3 protein-coding genes and 1 pseudogene are annotated in these 1884 nt (G+C 48.8%); 1 reads left to right on the plus strand and 3 read right to left on the minus strand.

The features are described from left to right. A partial coding sequence (locus E5355_RS18960; RefSeq protein ID WP_246867010.1) for a tyrosine-type recombinase/integrase occupies positions 1 to 349 on the plus strand: 349 nt, incomplete at its 5' end. A 63-nt stretch (positions 350 to 412) separates the two neighbouring features. On the opposite strand, the gene E5355_RS18965 is transcribed toward E5355_RS18960, so the two are convergent. From E5355_RS18965 to E5355_RS19605, 3 genes and pseudogenes are all read right to left on the minus strand, one after another. Further along, positions 413 to 634: a helix-turn-helix domain-containing protein gene (locus tag E5355_RS18965; protein ID WP_246867011.1), complete on the minus strand. Its 222-nt coding sequence runs from the start codon at positions 632 to 634 to the stop codon at positions 413 to 415. Between the two features lie 68 nt (positions 635 to 702). Further along, the gene (locus E5355_RS18970; RefSeq protein ID WP_136011545.1) at positions 703 to 987 is read right to left on the minus strand and encodes a helix-turn-helix domain-containing protein; all 285 of its coding nucleotides are present in this window, start codon (positions 985 to 987) and stop codon (positions 703 to 705) included. A 179-nt stretch (positions 988 to 1166) separates the two neighbouring features. Next, positions 1167 to 1884 (minus strand): annotated as a pseudogene (locus tag E5355_RS19605) (hypothetical protein); the annotation flags it as partial.

The raw sequence follows: 1884 nt of genomic DNA on the forward strand, positions 1-1884 counted from the left end.
TTTCGGTAACTGCCCAGCTAACGGTTTGGTAACTGAACAACCTCAATATTCCGTTATTATTTGCATTTTCTCCACTTGGCAGAATGCTGAAACAAAGCTCATTTCAAACGGTTTACGTTTTATCTTCACCTGTCCGCTTTTCCTTGCACAGCCTATCACTTTCCACGTTGCTCGGCACACCTTCGCTACACTTTCGCTGAGTAACCATGTGCCGATTGAAAGCATCTCGAAGATGCTCGGTCATTCCGACATACGGACAACTCAAATATACGCTAAAATGCAGGACAAGACCATATATGAGGATATGGCAACAATGCGCAACAAGTTTGACTGCGCCATGATGAACTGACAGCAGACAGTGGGAAAGAAAAATAACGGCAACCGGGCTTTGAGCTTGGCTGCCGTTATTTCTTCAGTCGAATTTGGGTCGGTAGTTGGATTGCAGGAAGATTTCTATATCTTCCTCGGCATAGAGGATTTTGCCGTCAAGCCGATAGTACGGGATTATTCCCCTGTCGCGGTAGTCCTGCGTGGTGCGTCGGCTTACTCCGAGCAGCTCAGACAGCATGGCGTCGGTAATGAACCGCTTGCCGTGGAGCAACGGGTGGTATTCGGCTCGAAGTCGCTGGCACATTGCGGTGATGTCGTCGGCCTGTGCGGTCAGCCGCATTATGCGCGGGTCTGTGTCGGTTATTATTTCTTTCATTGCCCCGCTCCTTTCTCCTTTTCGATAAGCCCGGCGATGTCGCTGCCCTTGAACTGTGAAAGTCTGCCGATATGGGAGAACCCGATTTTACCGCGCTCTTTCAGTGTGCGTAGCTTCCTTTCAGAGATGTGGAGATAGTCGCAGGTCTGCTTGGTATTGAGCCAGTCCGATAATTTCTTGTCACGCAGCTCGTCATACAACGCCTTGATTGTCTTGTGGAGAAAATCGACACGTTCAATTAGTGCGTCGAATACTTCTCGCTCGACTTCAATTGTGTCCATAAATTTGTGGATTAAGTGGATTATATAGTGGTGGTTTGTGGGATAAGGTTTGAAAAAGTCGGCGGGTATCCCTCCCGCCGACTCACCACTAAATCCACAATCAAAAATTTATGACTGCGATTCAGTGGCAAAGTTAGCGATTTATTTCCGTATTTCCATGCTATTACACGGAAAATCAGTCAAAACCGATGGCGTGGGCCTCGTTTCTTTTTGCGCTGCATACGCCGGCGGAACTCTTCCTCGTCGGGGTTAAACGACTGCCCCTGCTGGAACAGGTCAAGCCCCGGAATTGGCAGGTCGTAATCGCTGAAATCGGAAACGGATTGGGTAACGGTATGTTGATTTTGTCCGCCTGTGGATTGACGCTGACTGCTTGATGGTTGATCAAACTTCGGCTCTTGCGTAGTGTCGGAATGGCTATCCTCATATGTCGGCTCTATTGGTAGAACAACAGTAGGCGCAACAACATCAGAAGAATTTATAGGTGCATTAGCCGGATTATTGAACCGCTCGTTGATGGCGTTTGCAGAAAACTCCTTGCCTAAACGGGAACCGTTTAATACCGTCATGGTGTTGTGGTCAATGAACATGACACCATATATGCGCCCTTCCTCAGTATAACGGAGAACCACATCAATGTTTCGCTCTTTCAGCTTGGCGATGAAATCAGCCTTATTGGTAGAGTGAGCAATCACATCGGCGACTTTGCGCTTGGTCGGTGCAACATCAATCTTTTCCTTAGCCCTTTCAAACCTGCCGTCAATAGCAGTGCGACTCGCGAACTTGCCGAGGCGCGATGCCTTGAAAGGCGTTGCGATTGTCTTGCCGCTGTCATCGGTAGCGAAATAGACAAGACCGTGATACTCGCGCCCGTTCACTTTGCCGTCGGTAGGCTCA

This window comes from Bacteroides muris (ex Afrizal et al. 2022) (assembly GCF_004793475.1).
In the GTDB taxonomy this organism is placed as follows: domain Bacteria; phylum Bacteroidota; class Bacteroidia; order Bacteroidales; family Bacteroidaceae; genus Bacteroides; species Bacteroides muris.